At 72.7% G+C, this 2,583-nt stretch carries 2 protein-coding genes and 2 pseudogenes; all 4 read right to left on the bottom strand.

All coding sequences use genetic code 11. The features are described 5' to 3' along the window. Positions 1-151: pseudogene (locus tag FV222_RS31460) on the bottom strand (XRE family transcriptional regulator); the annotation flags it as partial. Beyond that, positions 141-869 (bottom strand): dTMP kinase, encoded by a 729-nt coding sequence (tmk, locus tag FV222_RS22675; RefSeq protein WP_147763074.1) that lies wholly within the window; start codon positions 867-869, stop codon positions 141-143. The pseudogene FV222_RS31460 and the gene tmk, both read right to left, overlap by 11 nt. 31 nt (positions 870-900) lie before the next feature. After that, a complete protein-coding gene (locus FV222_RS22670; protein ID WP_147763075.1) occupies positions 901-2,109 on the bottom strand; it encodes a D-alanyl-D-alanine carboxypeptidase family protein in 1,209 nt (402 codons plus the stop codon). Positions 2,110-2,344: 235 nt separating this feature from the next. After that, positions 2,345-2,583: pseudogene (locus FV222_RS29980) on the bottom strand (hypothetical protein); the annotation flags it as partial.

Raw genomic sequence — 2,583 nt, 5'->3', positions numbered from 1 at the left:
GCCAGGCATGGTGCAGGCGACCCGAAGCGATGCCCTCGGCGAAGGCGGCCTCCGCCTCGGCATGGCCGACGAGGCGCGTGGTCTCGCGCGGGCGGACGATGCCGGCGAGGTCGCCGGGCTCGACGTCGTCGGGCGCGCGCTCAGGCGGCATCGGTACGGCCTTCGGTGTCGTCGACGAGATCGGGCAGGCGTGCGGCGACCGCCCGCCGGACCGCCTGCGCGACCGCATCGGGGTCCTGCGCCGCGTCGACGAGGACGCAGCGCATGGGTTCGGCCTCCGCGATCGCCCGGAAGGCGTCGCGCAGGCGGCGGTGGAAGGCGAGATCCTCGGCCTCGAAGCGGTCCGGGGCGATCTGCCCTGCCTGCGACGCCTCTTGTGATGCCTCTTGCGACGCCCTCTGACCAGCCGCGCGCGCGCGCGCGCGGGCCAGACCGATCTCAGGGTCGAGGTCGAAGACCAGGGTGAGGTCGGGCCGCGTCGGCCCGACGACGACGCGCTCGAGCGCCGCCACGGCGGTGGCGTCGAGGCCGCCCGCGGCCCCCTGGTAGGCGCGGGTCGAGTCCATGAAGCGGTCGCACAGGACCACCTCGCCGGAGGCCAGGGCCGGGCGGACCAGCCGGTCGAGGTGGTCGATGCGGGCGGCCGAGAACAGCAGCGCCTCGGCAAACGGTCCGTAGGGCTTGGCGATTCCGGCGAGCAGCGCCGTGCGGATCTCCTCGGCGCGGACCGAGCCGCCGGGCTCGCGGGTGGTCGTGACCGTGCGATGCGGGGCGAGCGCCCGGGCGAGGCGGGCCACCTGGGTCGACTTGCCGGCCCCCTCCCCGCCCTCGAAGGTGATGAAGACGCCCGGCGGTGTCGGAGCGGTCATGGCTGAACGGAGCCGCCGCGCCTCTCCGTCGTCACGACGGGTTGGCGGACTTGTCACTGGTCCTGTCGCCTTTGCCCGCCTTGTCGAAGGCGCGGCGGACGATGCCGGTGCTGAATTCGAGCGCGGCGTCCATCGCGCGCTGCTGGAGCGTGCCGGCCTCCACCGAGGCGCCCGCGTAGAGCGGCTGGTCGAGGGCGACCGCGTCGCCGCGCATGATCCTGAGGCGGCCGACCTCGCGGCCCTCCGTCACGGGGGCGACGAGAGGTCCCTGGTAGATCGCGCGCGCGGTGACGCGGTCGGACGACCCGCGCGGCAGCAGCACCCGCACCGGCTTCTTGGCGACCAGCGGGACCGACCCCGACGCGCCCCCGAACACCGAGGCCTCGGCCACGGTCTCGCCGGGGGTGAAGACCTGCCGCGGCTCGAAGGCGCGGAACCCCCACTCCATCAGCTTGCGCGCCTCGGCCGCGCGGTCCCGCGCCGTCTTGAGCCCGGAGATCACCATGATCAGGCGCTGGCCGTTCTGCACCGCCGACCCGGTGAGCGCGTAGCCGGATTCCTCGAGGTAGCCGGTCTTGAGCCCGTCGGCCCCGATGTCGAGGGCGAGCAGCGGGTTGCGGTTCTGCTGCTTGATCTTGTTCCAGGTGAACTCGCGCTCGGAGAAGATCTTGTACAGGTCCGGGTAGGTGTCGATGATGTGCGCGGCCAGCTTGGCCATGTCGCGCGCGGTGACCCGCTGGTCGGGCGCCGAGTAGCCGGTGGCGTTGCGGAAGGTCGAGCGCGTCAGCCCGATCTCCTTCGCGCGCTGGTTCATGATGCCGGCGAACGCCTCCTCGGAGCCGGCCATGTTCTCGGCGATGGTGATCGCCGCATCGTTGCCCGACTGGACCACGAGGCCGCGCAGCAGGTCCTGCATCTTGATGCGGCTGTTGACCTGAGCGAACATCGACGAGCCGCCGCCCCCCGCCCCGCCCCGGCGCCACGCGTCCTCGGTGACCGTGAACTCGGTGTCCGTGCTCAGGCGGCCCGATTTCAGGGCGTCGAACACGATGTCGGTGGTCATCAGCTTGGCCATGCTGGCCGGGGCGAACGGCTCGTCGGCCGCCTTCTCGAACAGCACCGAGCCGGAATCGGCGTCGACCAGGATCGCGTGCGGCGCCGCGGTCTGGAAGACCTGGGCGCAGGCCGGCGCCGCCAGCGCGCAGGCCGCCGCCAGAAGGAAGACCCAGGTCCTGCGCATCACCAACTCCCGTGCGGCCGGGCCGCCACGTTTCCGAACGTCCCGCCTCGCATAACAAGCGTGACCATATTACGGTTTCCGCGCGGGATCGAATGCGAAATGACGCAGCGCACCGCCTCGCACACCCTACGGTGCGCATTCCCCCGATCTCAGATGGCCTTGCGTGAGGCGTTCCGAGGCCCCGGGGAGCCCCTTTCGCGGGGACCGGCCGGGCGCTTTCGGGCCCGATCGCCCGTCAGTAGATCCCAGCGAGCCGTGCGCCGCGCTTGTCAGGTGACTTGTCGGCAAACTTGGCCGCCGGCTTCGCCGCGAGGTCGGGACGGCCCTTCGCGGCCGTCTGCGCCGTCCCCTTGCCCCCAGGGGCAGTGGCGGTGGCGGGGACGTTGGTGAGACGCGCGAGCGCGAGCTTGGCCGAGGGCAGCATCGCCGGCGGCACCGCGCCAACCCGGGCCGCCGGGGCCCGCGGTGCCGCGG

Source organism: Methylobacterium sp. WL103, assembly GCF_008039885.1.
Taxonomy (GTDB): Bacteria; Pseudomonadota; Alphaproteobacteria; order Rhizobiales; family Beijerinckiaceae; genus Methylobacterium; species Methylobacterium cerastii.
Note: the sequence above shows the minus strand (reverse complement) of the source record. Positions and strands in the feature narration are given on the sequence as shown.